Raw genomic sequence first — 16,280 nt, 5'->3', positions numbered from 1 at the left:
GCATTTCTTTGGCACCGGGAAGTGTTTCGGATAGCAATACTCAAAAACCGTGCTTCCGCCCCTAAACGGGCGGCTATGCAAAGCCTCGGAACTGCTGAAAATTATTACCGCATCAGGAAATGATTTGTGCATATCACAGCCGGTTAAACAGCCGCGACCGCTTTTTGCCCGTAGAGCTGATCCTTATATTTCAGGGATGGGGAAGGAATGAATTGCCCGATCTGCAAGGATGCCCATTTTTCATCCACGCTTTTTATGGTAGCATCATCCGCCACAATAATATTGGGCCAGTCGCGCTGAAAATTATCAAATTCCTTTGTTTTAATGGTGCCATCCAACCCCATGCAATAAGCACCTTCTTTCAAAGTAGCTGAAAGGAAATGATCCCGCACCGGGTCCAGGTTATTGCAAAAACGCCATAAGGCCAGGGCCAGATCATTGGCATTAACGGTATGCTCAACATATAAAATCATTTTTACAGTTTCCATACCGGGCAGCCCGGCTATCTGCTCATGCAGTTCCCGGATATGCCCTTTACGGTTCTTTTTAACGGAAAGGATCAGAACCGGGATCTGGTCTTTTAATAAAGACGCATTTACCTGGCATACCTCTGCAAAGCGGGTTGGAACGGCAGCGATCCAACCGGTATCACTTCCCCCGGTCAGCCCGTATAAATAACCGTCCTGTTGCTCTTCCTCAAACTTCAGCGTGCCGTCAATGCACATTTTACCGCCAAAGCCCATCTTGCTGCAACTGTGATCCAGCACGTCCATAGGTCCCTGGCTGAAACAGATATCTGTGGCAGGGTTCAGGTTCTTAAATACTTCACGGGCACAGGCTTTATAGTTGCTCAACGGAATGGACTTTCCATCTTTTGACTGGGAGGCCAGCACCAGTATCTTGTTAAACATCATCTGGCCCGCTCCCCACATGGCATTCATTACTTTTTGCCCCTGGCCGGCATAATCTTTTTGAATCTTTGTAATGACCAGGTTGTGGAACACACCTTCTACCGGCATTTCCATGTCTTCAATCTCCGGTACGAGCGTCATTTTTATGGGCGCTAAAAAGATCCGCTCCGTTGCCTTGCCCAGCCAGGCATCTTCCTGGGGCGGAATACCTACAATGGTTGCCGGGTATACCGGGTTCCTTTTATGGGTAATGGCCGTAATGTGGAATTTCGGATACCAGTCGGGTAATGAATAATATCCTGTATGATCGCCAAACGGTCCTTCCCAGAGCAGTTCGTCATTGGGATCCACATATCCCTCAATTACAAAATCGGCATCAGCCGGTACTTCTATTTCCGGCTGTGTAATGCATTTTACCAGCTCCACTTTCTTTTTGCGGAGAAAACCTGCCAGCATATACTCATCTACATTTTCCGGCAGCGGAGCCGTTGCCGAATAAGCGTAGACCGGGTCGCCTCCTAATGCTACGGCCACGGGCATCCGTTTATTCAGTTTTTTGTATTCATTAAAATGTTTGGCAGATACTTTGTGCTTATGCCAGTGCATGGCGGTCAGTTGCGGGCCAAAGACCTGCATCCGGTACATGCCTACATTGCGCACCTGGGTAACGGGATCCTTTGTATTAATAACCGGCAGTGTAATAAAAGGCCCTCCGTCCTGCGGCCAGCAGGTAATTACCGGCAGTTTTGTAATATCCGGATTACCGGTAATTACCACTTCCTGGCAGGCGCCTCTCCCCTTCCTGACCTTTGGCATCCAGGAAGCAAACTCGCTCAATCGGGGAAGCAGCTTCAGTTTATCAATGATTCCTTCTTTAGGCGCTGAAAGTAACCGGAACAGTTGCTCAATATCCTTTGCCACGTCATCCAGCCGGTTTACGCCTAAAGCAAGACACATCCGCTTTTCACTGCCATAGGCATTCATTAAAACGGGAAAATCATAACCCGTGTTCTCAAACAGGATGGCCCTGCCGCCACCGGGCTCTTTGCTCACCCGGTCCGTGATCTCCGCCATCTCCAGCTTTGGATTCACATAAGCTTTTACACGTACCAGTTCGCCTGCCTGTTCAATTGCAGCGATAAATTCCTGTTGATTCTTATATGCCATCAATTCTTATTTCTTATTCCTTATTTTTCAAACAACCCTTTATATTCAATGCCCAGCCCCGGTTCATTACTGTAAATTAGTTTGCCGTAGTCAAAGCCCAGTCCGGTGGCCACATCTTCTGCCAGCAGCAGCGGGCCATCTACGTCCAGGTGGTCAATAAACGGCGCCAGATGCGCAATAGCGGCAGACCCCACTGTGCTTTCATTCATACAGCCTACCATGATCTTTAATCCCAGTTCACGGGCATGACCGATCATGCGCAGGGCAGGTGTAATGCCGCTGCACTTGGTAAGCTTTATATTAATGCCATGGAAATGACCGGCGCATCTGGCCACGTCCTGTTCAAACACACAGGCTTCGTCTGCGTATAAAGGCAGGGCCGATTGTTCAAACAGCACTTTCATGCCCTCCCAGTTATCTTTTGCCAGCGGCTGCTCCACATACTCCACGCCCAGCTCTTTTAATTGCGGAATAAGCTGTAAAGCGGTTTCCAGATCCCAGCCGGCATTGGCATCTACCCTTAAAGGGGCGTCGGTAGCGGCTCTCAGGGCTTTTACAATAGCTATATCGTCAGCAGTGCCCACCTTCACCTTGTAAATGGGCCAGGGTTGTTCTTTTAATTTTGCCACCATTTTATCAACGGTGTCAATCCCGATGGTAAAATCGCCTGTGGGATTTTTTGAAGGGTCCCCCTTCCATATTTTATAAAGCGGTTGCCCGTTCAACCTGCCCCATATATCCCAGGCGGCCATATCCAGCGCACATACCAGGAAAGGGTTCCCGGGCAATAAATGATGCAGGAAATGCCAGTAGCGCTCCGGCTCTGTAAAAGCAAAACGCTCCAGCAGGACTCTTTTTGCTTCCAGGTCACGGATCATATCTTCAACAGTAATATGATAATAGGTAATGGCCGGAGCCTCACCATACCCTTTAATGCCCAGGTGCTCCAGCTCTACTATCAATGTTGGCTGATGGGTCTTTGTTCCTTTTGAAATGGTAAAAGGATGCCTGAATCTTAAACTGAACGGGTAATAACTGAATTTCACAACTTTAAAACCGGTATACCTCCGAAAGGTTTTGGCAAATGTACGGAAAGGCGTTCAGTTGCTGATGGCTGCAGCCCCTGCAGATGCATTCCGGCTGCCGCAGCCGGTATCTTCACCGGTAGCGGCAGCCCAATACCGGCACGGCTTACAGCAGCAGGGCTATTTTTTTGAAACCAGTTTTTTTTGTAAATTAGGAGCCGTAAAAACGGTTGAACATGAAAAAGATCCTGGTTGTTACCGACTTTTCGGATGTAGCGGATCATGCCGTGGATTATGCCTGCAACCTGGCTAATAAATTAAACATTGAGCATCTTTTCTTATTGAACACCTATGAAAATATTCCCATCTATGATTCCGGTGAAGCGGGTTCCCTGGCCCTGTCCATGCAGGAAGCGGATGAGCTGGAGCAATCGCGTATCGAATCATTTCAACTGCTCAAACAGCACCTTGCGCATCAGTTGCATACAACAACAGTGCTCGTTCCATTGATCATCAATGATGCCCTGCCCGATGCGGTGAACCAGGTTTGCAGAGAGGAAGATATTGACCTGGTGATCATCGGAATCAAACGTCAGGACGACCTGGAAACGCTGATCCTCGGGAGTAATATCCGGAAAGCCGTAGACCGCATCCATTACCCGGTTCTGCTAATACCCCGGTGCGCTTCTATTGCCGTTCCTCAAAACGTGATCCTGGCTGCGCCCTTCCGGGAACCGTTAACAAGAGCGATCCAGATAAAACTTCATAAATTCTTATATCGTTTTAATGGCAAAGTAACGGCCATACACCGTTGTATAAAAGGGGCGCTCAATGAAAAGGAATCAAAAATAGCTAATGAATTACAGTTGCAGTTACAGCATTATAACTGCCCGCTTCAGATTATAAAAGATGTAAAGGACCTGCCCGCTGCCATCAATGAATACGCCAGCAATAACAGTCCTTCCCTCGTTATATCCATACACAAAATGCGGGGCTTTATTGCCGGCCTGTTTCACAAAAGTGTTACCAAAAGCCTGGCGTGGCGCTGCGATGTACCTTTATTAGTTTTGCATATGTAGGGAGTGGGGCTGTATCAAAAGTCCGCTATTGTCTTGCTGAATTTATTTCAGCATCTAAATATGATTCTCAATAGATTCTGAACCAGTCCAGAACGACATTACGTTCTGAAATGACTTTTGATACAGCCTCGTGCAAAAATCCACACTGTTTTGTAGCTGAATGAAACGGAAAATTAAAACGGCACCGGATACTCAGTTGTTTGCGGAATATGCAATTTCACTCACCCGCACATTTCAGCTACCCTTGTGTAAACTGCTTTACTAAACAGTTCCGGTAAGAATACTGTTTATTTTTGATCGTGTAACGGGTTTGGAAATATAAGCGGTGATTTCCGGGTATGCCCTTGCCTTGTATACATCCTCATTGGCTACGGACGATGTTACAATGTAAATTTTAATGCCTTTTCTTTTTTCTTCCGACAGCCTGCGGAACGCATCCATAAATCCCCAGCCGTCCAGCACCGGCATTTCTATATCCAGCAGGATAATGTCCGGCAATGCCGTTCCCGGCGCATCGCGTAAATTATTGAATGCATCCCGGCCGTTTTCAAAAAGGGAGACCCCGGGATTGGATTCATGTTCTGCCAGCATCCGCTGTACAATCATTTTATATACCGGATCGTCATCCACTACAAACACACGCATCGGTCAACTTATTTAAAATAAATTTTAAAAATACTTCCTTTACCCGGCTCACTCTCCACTTCAATACGCCCCCCCATGGCCTCTACCTGGTTCCTGGTAATATACAGGCCGATGCCTCTTGATTTCCGGTTCGCTGAAAACGTTTTAAATAAACCAAACAGCCTGCTTCCTTCCCGTTCCAGGTCCATTCCCACCCCGTTATCAGCTATTGTCAGCACCCGTTCATCCGGGGCACAGGAAAATTCAATATTTATTTGCAGCACACGGTCTGTATGGCTGTATTTGATTGCATTAGAGAGGATGTTCAGCAATACACTCTCCAGATATGCTTTATTATATTCTACGGTTACAGACGGATCAACCTTATTTAAAAAAATGATCTCTTTTTCCGCCGCACGATCTTCCAGTACATCAAAACAGTTATTAATATAGTCGTACAGATTCAGCTTTTCCAGTGGAATACGTTCAGCAGTATGAATATTGGTTACCTCGTTCAGGCCCTGCATGGTATTGTGCAGTTGCTGGGCCACTTCTTCCAGAAGACTGATCAGCTCTTGCCGTTCTGTTTCATCTTTGGTATGCAGGATCAGCTCGCAAAGGGAAAGGATATTACTGGAATGCGCCCGCAGGTTATGGGAAACAATGTAAGAAAAATTCATCAGCCGTTTATTCTGCTTACGGAGCACTTCCATAGACCGGCTCAGCTCCATTCTTGATTTTTTAATTGCGGTAATATCTATAGCAATTCCCAGTATAAGCTGAACCTTTTCTCCTTCCTTTATAAAGCTGATGCTGTTGCGCAGCCAGCAGACCTGCCCGTTCTTATTAATGATCTGGTATTCCAGTATGTCGGGCATGCCCATGGATACCTTCTGCCGGAAAACGCTCATTAATTCCGGGTTCACATAAAACCCCGGGGTGGTGGTAAACAGTTCCCGGCCAACAAAAGCTTCTTTGGGATAGCCGGTTATTTCCTGGATCTTTTCGCTCATGAAATTCACCCGGCAGGTTAGCGGATCTGCGGTCCAGACGATCCCGTCGATAGTGTTAATAATTGTAGCAATACGTGATGAAGCGTCTTCCAGCGCCCTGTTCACTTTTTTCATCCCGGTTATGTCAATGCTGGCTAAAATTACACGCTGGTACCTACGCCGGCCTATGCCGGGAGTTACATGCCATTTAAGCTGAAAATCAATCTTTTCACCTGTAGCTGTAACCCCTTCAGACTCGTGCATATCAGAATCTGCGTTGACACAGATGGCGGTTAAAAAGCTCTGGGCGGCTGCAAATCCCTTTTGTGATGCCAGGATGGTATTGATGTTTTTGAGAAAATAAACTTTATCAGCGATCTTATACTGGTCCAGTACCGCCTGGTTCACATCAATGATTTTTACAAGTGAAAGGCATTTATGAACAACATCCGGATGCGCGTCCAGGTACTGCTTTACCTGGCTGCGCTGCTGCCCGATCAGGTGCCGGCTTTCCAGGAAGTCAACCACATCAGAAAAGTCTTCTTCCCACAAGCCCACGGGAGAAGAATCAAACAAATGCCGGAAATGCATTTCTGACTCTTTCCATTTTCTCTTTGAAAACTGAATTTCGGTGATGTCTTCGATCACAATGAGCGAATAGCTTCCCCATTCGGGTTTAAGCGGGGCAACACGCACCTTAATACAGCCCGGCTCTCCCTCTTTTTTCCGGTACCAGTAAATCTTCTCAAAGCCATTGCTTGCTCCTTTAAGCACCTGCTGGTATTTATTGTTATCCGATTTAAGAATACGGGAGGGCACCACTTCTGCCATGCCTTTCTGCGACAAAAGAAATGCCTTTTCCTTACCTGTAATGCTGCAAAATGTTTTATTAACGTCTACAAAAAAGCCGGTAATATTATCTACCACTGCAAAACCGTCCCTGTCATTTTCAAATATTGCCTTATATATGTTTGCAGTTTCCAAATGAACACCCCTTGTTTTATCCGGCAGGCAATAAAACTGCCGGCCCAATTTTTCTGATCTAAAGATTTTAGTTGCGGCTGCAATATTAGCCATTTCAAAATAAAAATTCCGCCGGTTCCGGGCAACGGGCAGAACAAATCACCTGTTTTTTTTAAGCGGTCGTTGCTACAGTCATTTCATATTATTTTTTTTGATAAATACTTACATCATCAGGAGCCATTGCTTTTCTGTGCGCCCTGCCAATCCATTGTAAAAATAAAGGCTGACGGCCTCTTACCATCAACCAACATAAGGCAATACCGGCAACCTGTCCCGGACAGTCATAAGCTGATAGCCATACTGATAAAAATTTAAAGGGCTCTGTCATCCAGTTCTTCAACGCTCACTGGCTTCTTACAAAAATAAGAAAACTATAAGAATCCGGGCAAACAAAATACCCTGTAAAATCAGGGGATCCGTACATCTTTTTGTCAGACCGGAGCTGTGCGGCCAGCTTTTGCATATTCTTTATAAATGTTTCTTCCGTCTTTATATAGCTCAGGTACTTTAAAATGTCCTTTTGCCTTTGACACGCTGAGCATTTTAAATGCGAACATCAGCTCCGTTTCCGTCAAAATGCTTTTCAGCTTTGAAGGGAGCGGGAACTGCTTTTCTACTTTTGTTTCATCAGGCCGGATATGGAAAACAGCCCCTTACCAGCAGTTGTATGGGCTCCTTTCATCATTATTCCGTTTACAAACAACCTGCAGGCGCCACCTTTTACAGGTATCAGGCTTTTAAAGAATGCAAAGCCATTACTGGTTCCTTTTATACGGATATATCCTTTTTCTTTTTTTATTTTTTTACAACCCGGTCCGGCACATCAATACGCCCGTTAATGCCCGGTTTACAGATCTTTGCCCTAAACTCAAACAATTCATTCATTGTCCTGCAGGTTGTACATTCCGGAAGTATCAGCTTCCCGCTCTTTTTCATTGTCATCAGGCAGCAGTTCCAGTTCGGCTAGGTATTTTTCCGGGATGCTTTTATTCACTTTGGCTTCCAGGCTCCTGATCCGTTCAAAACGGCCGATGATCGTGTTGCCTTTCCGGGTCCCGTCTTTTAAATGATTCATGGCATCGCGATGCGCCCCTGCAGCCTGCTGCAATGCTTCTTCCACCCGGTCCATTTCACTAATAAACCGCACAAATTTATCATACAGCTCCCCGCATTGCCTGAATATCTCTTCCACGTTTTTGACCTGGTTCTCTTTTTGCCAGAGCAGCTTTACAATTTTCAGCGTAGCCACCAGGGTGGTAGGGGTTATTAACACAATTTTTCTTTTTAAGGCCTGGTTAAACAGATCGGGGCGCTGGTTCAGCGCCAGCGTAAGTGCTCCTTCCACCGGTGCAAAAAGGAAAACATAATCCGGAGCGTTCAGCCCGGCCAGCGACTGGTAGTTTTTGTCGGCCAGCTTTTCAATATGATCTGCAATGCTTTTTACATGCTGTTTTAAAAAAGCCTGCTTTTGTTCCGGGCTATCTGTATTAAAATAGCCCACATAGGCTGTGAGAGAAACCTTACTGTCAATGATAATATGTTTACCGTTCGGCAGCCTTAAGATAAAATCAGGGCGCAGGCTCCTGTCTGCCTCCTGGTCCCGGAATACCTCTTCCCGGGTATAATCAATGTATTTTTGCAGCCCTTCTGTTTCCAGGATCAGGTTCAGACGGTCTTCGCCCCAATTGCCCTGCATTTTTACTTCGGCCTTCAGCGCTGTTGCCAGGTTCCTGGCGTCATCACTCAGCTGTGCATTCAGCTTTTGCAGGGATTCGATCTCTTTTTTTAAAGATGTAACTTCCCGTATATCCTCCTTCCTGGTAGCTTCCACCTTTTCCCTGAACTGGTTCAGATCTGTTTTCAGAGGGTCAAGAAGCGTGGTCATTTCCTTCTTATTTTCAGTTACAAACAGCTTTTTCTTTTCTTCCAGCACTTCACCCGCCAGCGTTTTGAACTGTTCCTGAGCAAACCGGTGCAACTGCTCTACTTCGCTCCGGAACCATTCCATCTTTTCGGCCATTGCCCGCTCTTTTTCCGCACCTGCCGTAAGCGCTGTTTTTAATTCCAGGATCAGCGCGTCTTTGGCATCGACCACTGTTTTGGGAATCTTCTGTTCCGCTTCCCTTGTTAGCTGCAGCAGTTCCTCCTGTTGCCGGTGGCTTGCCTGCTCCTGCTCCCTCAGGCGTTCCTGCAGCTTTTCAATAGTACCCAGGTAGTGCGCTGCCAGTTCCCTGGGCACATAAGCATCCTGCACCTCTTCTTTTGAAAGTTTGGAAGCATTCTGTTGCATTAAGCTGCTTACCTGTTTTCGCAATTGCTCTGCCTCTTCGCAGGTAACAAACCCGCTCATCAGTTTCCACCGGGCAATGAAATAGCCGGTAATGATACCAATGCCGATCCCTGATAAAATATAAATCCCATCCATAATAAAAGCCGTCCTTTATTTACCTTTGGTTGATTACTAAAAGTAAAACAATTTTCTGTAAGAAACAGCATGCTGCTGAATGCTTCAGACGAATTCTTTATCCATACTAAAATGGGGGGTTGTATTTCTGTGATTTTAAAAATGAAAGCGCATTCCCCCTTTTCTTTTTTCATCAAATCATTTCTTCAATAATACCGCCATAATTCATTTTATTATTGTAACCATGTTTAGATGTTGCAGCAAACAGGGGCTGTATCAAAAGTTGCTTTAACAGCGGAATGTCGTTCTGAAGTTGTTTCAGAATCTATTGATAATTATATGTGATTTTTAGATACCGGATCAAGCCCGGTATGACAATAATGACTTTTGATACAGCCTGGGTATCATTGTTCTTTGCAGAACAGTATTGCTGTGAATATATAGCTGCTTTCCGGAATTCAGATCCGGATAAATTACAAAATAAATACCTCCGGCAAAAACTTTGCGGAAACCCCATCCAGAACGGGGTTTTCCCCGCTGAATACGCTAAATGCGCAGACATCTTTCATCATCAGCGGCGTTCCGAGAATCTGCGGGCATTCAACAAACAGCCCCTATAAAACAGCGCTATTCATTTTCACATCCGGGTTCATGATATAGGTAAGCAGGCTGTTATCGTCCAGCAGTTCCACCACCCGGAAGCCTTTATAATCTGTGCCCCAGTCGCCGCCAACATGCGCATCAAAAATAAAAGGGATCCCGTCCCGCTTTTTAATGCCATCCTCATCATGGTCGTGCCCGTTAAAAACCGCCCTTACATTCCTGTAGCGTTTCAGCAGGCTGATAAAATCAGGGCAGTCAATACCAAACTTTGTAAGCTTTGCCGGGTTGATATGAATAATAATGAACACGTTCTCTGAAGCCCTGTATTGCTGCAGTTGCTGTTCCATCCACGCCAGGTCCGGACAAATATATCCGCCTTTTTCATCAGAAGTGGCAGCAGCAAGGAACACGGTTCCGTTTACCACAAAATCATAGTTCACCGGGCTGTTCCAGATCGCCTCCCATTGCGCTGCCGTAACCCTGTCATGGTTTCCCGGTGTTACGTACCATTTCATGTTCAGCTGTTCAATCAATGCCTTTGCAGCAGGATAGTGCGCCGGATCATTATGCACAATATCCCCGTTCAGTACACAAAAATCAAACGCTTCTTCAGCATGCGCCCCGTTTATTTTATGGATCGCTGTGCTCAAAAAACGGTCAAACTCCGTTTTTTCCTGTCCGTAATGAATATCTGAAGCTATCGCAAAGCGCAGCCGTCTTTTCCTGTTGCAGACAGGGCCCAGATGCTCCTGCGCCTGCAGGAGCCTGCCGTTTGCCAGTAATAAAAATGCGGGAACCGCGCCCTTCAGAAAATCTTTCCGGTTCATAAAAACAGTATTTCAGCTAAAATTATAACATCTCCTGAAAGAAAAACCGCCTGCAGATCATGAAATCGTTAAGAAAAAATGCCCGGATGACGATTTTGCCGGACAAAAACAGTCAACTTGGCATTAAAGCCTCCTATTTTGTAAATGGATAAATATTTGATTACTTTTAATCCGATAATTATTAATTCATTGATTATGACATATAACTCAGAATTTGAAAAGTACGCGGTAAAGCATAAAGGTATTTCCAGCAATACGCTGCACAGCTATGGCAACCACCTGGTAACGGCTTTAACGCCCAACATCATAGAAGAAAGACCTATGAATGTTGCTGTAATGGATGTGTACAGCCGGTTAATGATGGATCGCATCATTTTTTTGGGCTACCCTATTAATGATGAAGTAGCCAATATTGTTACCGCCCAGCTGCTGTTCCTGGACAGTACAGACCGCACAAGAGACATCAATATGTATATTAACAGCCCCGGCGGCAGCGTGTATGCCGGATTGGGCGTTTATGATACGATGCAATATGTAACCCCGGATGTGGCCACTATTTGTATTGGTATGGCCGCCTCAATGTCCTGCGTGCTCCTAGGTGCCGGCACTCACGGCAAGCGGGCTGCGCTGAAACATGCGCGCATTATGATGCACCAGCCCAGCGGCGGTATCGGCGGTCAGGCCAGCGATATTGAAATTACGGTGAATGAGATCCGCAAGCTGAAAAAGGAATTGTATGAAATTGTAAATATACATACAGACAGGCCCATTGACCAGATCGAAAAAGACTTTGACCGCGATAAATGGATGACCGCAAGCGAAGCAAAGGAATATGGTTTTGTAGATGAGGTATTGCTGGTGAACAACAAAAAACAGAAAAAAGCGTAATTGTTAATTACAAACTAAATGAATACTATGATAGCTAATTTAAATTCAGATAAATGGCTGAATCCCCTCCGTTTCGATGGGGAGGGTGAAGAAGAGGAGCCCCAGGAAACCCCGGATAAAAGAGATGACCTGATGATGCTGAATAAGCGCCTGGAAAAGATGTTTTTTGATCAGCGGGCAGTGTACCTGTGGGGCGTTGTGGATGATAAAAGCGCGCGTGAAGTAACCACCAAACTGTTATTGCTGGATGCGGACAAGCCGGGAGAAACCATCAAGTTCTACATCAACAGCCCGGGAGGTGTGGTTACCAGCGGGATGGTGATCTATGATACCATGAAAATGATCAAAAGCCCGGTAAGCACTATTTGTATGGGTCTTGCAGCCTCTATGGGCAGTATTTTACTGAGCGGTGGTAAAAAAGGCAGCCGCTGTATTTTTCCACACGGCGAGGTAATGATCCACCAGCCCTCCCTGGGTGGTTTTATACGCGGGGTAAGCACCGACCTGGAAATACAGGCCAAACAAACCCAGCGGGTAAAACAGATTGGCGCCCAGATACTTGCAGCAAATTGTGGAAAAACAACAGAAGAGATCATGCGCGATTTTGACCGCGATTACTGGATGGATGCCAAAGAAGCGGTAGCCTATGGCATTGCAGATAAGATTGTTGATAAGTTGTAAGGCCGCAGATCATCATCATAATTTTAATATTCTTTAAACTTCAAAAATCGCTGTTTTGGCAGCGATTTTTTATATTTGTATCTTAAATTTTTAAGAAATTACTATGCCAGATAACGTATTAAAATGTTCATTTTGTGGCAGAAGCCGGGACGAGGTTGAAATACTGATCGCCGGTCAGGATGGGCATATCTGTGAAAACTGTGTAGAGCATGCACAGGAGATCATTAACCAGGAGCTCCATTATAAGGAAGATGCCCGGGTTTCCGGCGGCTTTAACCAGGCCGTAAAAAAGCCTATGGAAATCAAATCTTTCCTGGACGAATATGTGATCGGACAGAAAGATGCCAAAAAAGTGCTGGCGGTAGCCGTTTATAATCATTATAAAAGGCTGCAGCAAAGAAGCAGGGAAATTGACAATCATAATGAGGTTGAAATTGAAAAGAGCAACATTATTATGGTGGGTGAAACCGGTACCGGAAAAACCCTGCTGGCAAGAAGCATTGCCAAAATGCTGAATGTTCCGTTTGCAATTGTAGATGCCACCGTTTTTACAGAAGCAGGTTATGTGGGTGAAGATGTGGAAAGCATTCTTACCCGGCTCCTGCAGGTATGCAACTATGATGTGGAAGCAGCAGAACGCGGTATAGTTTATATTGATGAGCTGGATAAAATAGCCCGCAAAAGTGATAATCCCAGCATTACCCGCGATGTAAGCGGCGAAGGCGTACAGCAGGGATTGCTGAAACTGCTGGAAGGAACTGATGTGCTGGTACCCCCGCAGGGCGGGCGGAAGCACCCCGATCAGAAGCTGATTAAAGTAAATACGCAGAACATCCTGTTCATTTGCGGCGGTGCCTTTGACGGGGTGGATAAGATCATTGCCCGCAGGGTGCAAACCAATACCATCGGGTTTAATGTAGACAAAGAAGAACAGGAAGACATGAAGAAAAACCTGCTGCGTTTTGTAAATGCGCAGGATCTGAAAACATTCGGATTGATACCGGAGTTATTGGGCCGTTTGCCGGTAGTTACCCACCTGGATCCTTTGGATGCGCCCACATTGCGCGCCATCCTTACCGAGCCCAAGAATGCCCTGATGAAGCAATATAAAAAACTGTTTGAACTGGAAGGCATCGACCTGGTGGTAGAGCCGGAGGTGCTCGATTTTATGGTGGAAAAAGCAGTGGAATATAAATTAGGCGCCCGGGGCCTGCGCAGTATTTGTGAAAGCATCCTTACAGATGCTATGTATGAGCTGCCCTCCTCCCCTGAAACAAGATTTGTGCTTACAAAAGATTATGCCCGCCGGAAATTTGAAAAAAGCAAAATGGGGCTGGTCAAAGCAGCATAAGAAAAAGCCATTATATATTAAATTTGAAACCGTATGCAGGAATTGATTGATCAGCTGAAAAATGAAGCAGGCCTTAGCGATGAGCAGGCACAGAAAGCACTGGAAACTGTAAAAAAATATATTGTAGAAAAATTTCCGATGCTGGAAGGAGCAGTTGCCAACTTATTTGGCCAATCATAAAAAATAATTGTATTTTTTTAAACAAGAACAGGTTTTCCGAACCTGTTCTTTTATTTTTCATAATATTATTCTTTTTCTATATCTTCCCATAAAGATTAATATTATGCCGCACTGGAGTGACCATTATCTTTCTGCTTCCCGTTCTTACGATGAAATGCACCTCGAAGACGGCTCTGTAAGGGTGCCCTATGAAAAAGTGAACGATTATATCAAAAAATTCAATGCCGGCGCCTTCCGGGAAAAAGAAAAAATAGCAGGAGACCTGTTCCTGAACCGTGGCATTACTTTTACGGTATACAGCGAAAAAGAGGGCATTGAGCGGATATTCCCTTTTGACATCATTCCAAGGATCATCACTTCTTCCGAATGGGCCATTATTGAACAGGGCATCCGCCAGCGGTTAAAAGCACTGAATTGTTTCCTGAAAGATATATATCATGATCAGCAGATACTGAACGATGGCATCATTCCGGCCACCCTCATTGCCAGTTGCCCGCATTATAACAGGGATATTTACGGTATCCATGTGCCGCACGACATTTATGTGCACATTTCCGGTATCGACCTCATCCGCGATACCAATGGAACATTTTATGTACTGGAAGATAACCTGCGCACCCCCAGCGGTGTCAGTTATATGCTGGAAAACCGGGAGATCACCAAACGCATCTTCCCGGACCTGCTTTCCGGAAATAAAGTAAAAAGCATTTCAGACTACCCGATCCTGCTGCATAAGGTACTGGCGGATGTTGCTCCGCACAATATCAGTAATCCCACCATTGTGCTGCTGACCCCGGGCATTTACAACAGCGCTTACTATGAGCATACCTTCCTTGCCAAGTATATGGGAATAGAGCTGGTGGAAGGAAGGGACCTTGTGGTAAAAAATGACCATGTGTACATGAAATCCACAAGCGGTTTAAAACAGGTGGATGTGATTTACCGCAGGGTGGACGATGATTTCCTGGACCCGCTGATCTTCCGGCCGGACAGCACCCTTGGCGTAGCCGGTCTGACGAGCGTTTACAGGAAAGGCAATGTAAGCATTGCCAATGCCATAGGAAACGGGGTGGCAGACGACAAGGCCGTTTACAATTATGTTCCCCAAATGATCCGGTATTACCTGAATGAAGAACCGGTCTTACAAAATGTGCCTACGTACAGCATGGAAAATGAAGAAGAAAGGGCATATACCCTTTCCAATATCACCCGTATGGTGATCAAGAAAACCAATGAAAGCGGCGGGTACGGGCTGATGATGGGCGATAAGGCCACCGATGCGGAAATTGCGGATATTACAGCCGCCGTTACCGAAAGCCCGAGAAACTTCATCGCCCAGCCGATCATTTCCCTGAGCACGGCGCCCTGCTTTATAGACGGGCAATTGCAGGCACGTCATGTAGACCTCCGGCCCTATGCCCTTTGCGGGCCGCAAGGCATAGAAATAGTGCCCGGCGGCCTTACCCGCGTGGCACTAAGAGCCGGCAGCAAAGTAGTCAACTCCTCCCAGGGAGGTGGCAGTAAGGATACCTGGGTTTTAAGTGAAGAATAACTGATCATAATTTTTTAGAGGATATGTTAGCAAGGACCGCCGATAGTTTGTACTGGATGAGCCGTTATATGGAACGCGCTGATATTGTTTCAAGAACGCTGGCCAATGGATTTTACGCCAGCTATGATATAAGCAGCCGCCAGGTCTTTAACTGGAGTGCCCTGGTAAAGATCTTTTGTTACCGCACGGATGAGGAAATTGAAGCCATTGCAGCCAGCTCAGACAACGTGCTGCGGGAACTGCTGATCCGTGATAAGAACAATTCATTAAAGGAACTGGTTTTAAAAGCAAGGGAAAATGCAAGAGGCGCACAGGAGCACCTCACCAAGGAAGTGTGGGAGTCCATTAATGAAACCTATCATTCAACAGTGCACATCAACATTGAAAAAGTGATTGCCGATGGCGACCAGATGAACCTTATTTTACATAAAATTGATGAAAGCCTGATCTATTACGGTGTTTTTGAAAACACGATGCCCCGCGGGCAGGGATGGAATTTTATGAACCTCGGCAGATTTGTGGAGCGCAGTATGCAGACGCTGAATTTTGCGGAAGCAAAGTTTGCCGCCTTCAACAACAACGACCCGGAATGCCTGAGCATCCTTTACTGGAAAAACCTGCTGCTGAACCTGAGCGGGTATGAGCTTTACCTGAAAAGCTATCGCGGTGAAAACCACATGCAGAACATTACAGACATGATTTTCCTGAAGAATATTTTTCCAAGAAGCATTACCTATAGCTTTGGTAAAATACAGCTGTATATAAGGAATATCTTAAAAGAGAATAACCATCCTAATAACCCCTTAATAGAGCGGAAGACCGGTGCGCTGTTTTCAAAAATTGCCTATACAGATCTGCAGGGCATCCGGGAAAAAGGAGTACTCGCCTTTATTGAAGAACTGAAATCCGATCTTTACCAGTTAAGCCAGCTCATAGGGCAAAGTTTCTTTTCTTATTATTAAATCCAGAACAC

General features: G+C 45.7%; 13 protein-coding genes. 7 read left to right on the top strand and 6 right to left on the bottom strand.

Going from position 1 to position 16,280, the window contains the following annotated elements; all coding sequences use genetic code 11:
• Positions 1 to 143: 143 nt before the first annotated feature.
• The gene (locus tag A8C56_RS08160) at positions 144 to 2,078 is read right to left on the bottom strand and encodes a menaquinone biosynthesis decarboxylase (protein WP_067754349.1); all 1,935 of its coding nucleotides are present in this window, start codon (positions 2,076 to 2,078) and stop codon (positions 144 to 146) included.
• Between the two features lie 20 nt (positions 2,079 to 2,098).
• Entirely contained in the window at positions 2,099 to 3,124 is a 1,026-nt protein-coding gene (locus A8C56_RS08155) for a dipeptide epimerase (RefSeq protein ID WP_067754346.1), read from the bottom strand.
• Positions 3,125 to 3,339: 215 nt separating this feature from the next.
• Here A8C56_RS08155 and A8C56_RS08145 point away from each other — a divergent pair, with 215 nt between their 5' ends.
• Positions 3,340 to 4,182 (top strand): universal stress protein, encoded by an 843-nt coding sequence (locus A8C56_RS08145; protein ID WP_067754340.1) that lies wholly within the window; start codon positions 3,340 to 3,342, stop codon positions 4,180 to 4,182.
• A 261-nt stretch (positions 4,183 to 4,443) separates the two neighbouring features.
• Here the strand turns inward: A8C56_RS08145 and A8C56_RS08140 are convergent, their stop codons facing one another.
• The 4 genes from A8C56_RS08140 to A8C56_RS08110 form a co-directional block, all read right to left on the bottom strand.
• A complete protein-coding gene (locus tag A8C56_RS08140; RefSeq protein ID WP_067754337.1) occupies positions 4,444 to 4,827 on the bottom strand; it encodes a response regulator in 384 nt (127 codons plus the stop codon).
• Positions 4,828 to 4,835: 8 nt separating this feature from the next.
• Positions 4,836 to 6,782, bottom strand: a complete 1,947-nt coding sequence (locus A8C56_RS08135) for a PAS domain-containing sensor histidine kinase (protein WP_169818756.1) — start codon at positions 6,780 to 6,782, stop codon at positions 4,836 to 4,838.
• 916 nt (positions 6,783 to 7,698) lie between these two features.
• On the bottom strand, positions 7,699 to 9,246 hold the full coding sequence (gene rmuC / locus A8C56_RS08120) for a DNA recombination protein RmuC (RefSeq protein WP_067754329.1): 1,548 nt from the start codon (positions 9,244 to 9,246) through the stop codon (positions 7,699 to 7,701).
• A 593-nt stretch (positions 9,247 to 9,839) separates the two neighbouring features.
• The gene (locus A8C56_RS08110) at positions 9,840 to 10,655 is read right to left on the bottom strand and encodes a metallophosphoesterase family protein (RefSeq protein WP_067754324.1); all 816 of its coding nucleotides are present in this window, start codon (positions 10,653 to 10,655) and stop codon (positions 9,840 to 9,842) included.
• A 195-nt stretch (positions 10,656 to 10,850) separates the two neighbouring features.
• Here A8C56_RS08110 and A8C56_RS08105 point away from each other — a divergent pair, with 195 nt between their 5' ends.
• The 6 genes from A8C56_RS08105 to A8C56_RS08085 all read left to right on the top strand — a co-directional run bounded on the left by A8C56_RS08105 (position 10,851) and on the right by A8C56_RS08085 (position 16,269).
• The gene (locus tag A8C56_RS08105; RefSeq protein WP_067761761.1) at positions 10,851 to 11,543 is read left to right on the top strand and encodes a ClpP family protease; all 693 of its coding nucleotides are present in this window, start codon (positions 10,851 to 10,853) and stop codon (positions 11,541 to 11,543) included.
• A 27-nt stretch (positions 11,544 to 11,570) separates the two neighbouring features.
• The gene (locus tag A8C56_RS08100) at positions 11,571 to 12,224 is read left to right on the top strand and encodes a ClpP family protease (protein WP_071609368.1); all 654 of its coding nucleotides are present in this window, start codon (positions 11,571 to 11,573) and stop codon (positions 12,222 to 12,224) included.
• A gap of 103 nt (positions 12,225 to 12,327) precedes the next feature.
• Positions 12,328 to 13,575 carry an ATP-dependent Clp protease ATP-binding subunit ClpX gene (clpX, locus tag A8C56_RS08095; protein ID WP_067754321.1) on the top strand — a complete coding sequence of 416 codons (1,248 nt, stop codon included), beginning with the start codon at positions 12,328 to 12,330 and terminating at the stop codon, positions 13,573 to 13,575.
• A 33-nt stretch (positions 13,576 to 13,608) separates the two neighbouring features.
• A complete protein-coding gene (locus A8C56_RS24655) occupies positions 13,609 to 13,755 on the top strand; it encodes a hypothetical protein (RefSeq protein ID WP_169818755.1) in 147 nt (48 codons plus the stop codon).
• Between the two features lie 103 nt (positions 13,756 to 13,858).
• Complete coding sequence (locus A8C56_RS08090; protein ID WP_067761756.1) at positions 13,859 to 15,307, top strand: circularly permuted type 2 ATP-grasp protein; 1,449 nt, start codon at positions 13,859 to 13,861, stop codon at positions 15,305 to 15,307.
• A gap of 23 nt (positions 15,308 to 15,330) precedes the next feature.
• Positions 15,331 to 16,269, top strand: a complete 939-nt coding sequence (locus tag A8C56_RS08085; protein WP_071609330.1) for an alpha-E domain-containing protein — start codon at positions 15,331 to 15,333, stop codon at positions 16,267 to 16,269.
• The last annotated feature ends 11 nt before the right edge of the window (positions 16,270 to 16,280 follow it).

This window comes from Niabella ginsenosidivorans (genome assembly GCF_001654455.1).
In the GTDB taxonomy this organism is placed as follows: Bacteria; Bacteroidota; Bacteroidia; order Chitinophagales; family Chitinophagaceae; genus Niabella; species Niabella ginsenosidivorans.
Note: the sequence above shows the minus strand (reverse complement) of the source record. Positions and strands in the feature narration are given on the sequence as shown.